Annotated in this window: 1 protein-coding gene; it reads left to right on the plus strand. The window is 64.2% G+C overall.

Going from position 1 to position 318, the window contains the following annotated elements:
* A partial coding sequence (locus GSQ77_RS29025) for a ribonuclease III family protein (protein ID WP_367889710.1) occupies positions 1–318 on the plus strand: 318 nt, incomplete at both ends.

A 318-nucleotide genomic window follows, 5' to 3' on the forward strand; every position in this document is an offset into this window, starting at 1 on the left:
CGCTGGCGCTCGTGGCGCGTGAACTGGAGCTGGGTGACGAGCTGAAACTCGGACCCGGCGAGCTGAAAAGCGGTGGCTTCCGACGCGATTCGATCCTGGCCGATGCGTTTGAGGCACTGGTGGCCGCGGTGTACCTGGATGCCGGTTTTGAAGCCTGCCGCGAAGTCGTACGCGGGCTGTTCGGTGAACGTATCGCGGCGCTGCGACGATCTTCCAAGGACGCCAAGACCCGCCTTCAGGAATGGCTGCAGGCCGGTGGCTGGCCGTTGCCGCAATATGAGCTCACCGCCAGCCATGGCGAAGATCACGCCAAGACCT

The sequence above is a fragment of the Burkholderia sp. L27(2015) genome, assembly GCF_009765705.1.
Lineage (GTDB): Bacteria > Pseudomonadota > Gammaproteobacteria > Burkholderiales > Burkholderiaceae > LMUX01.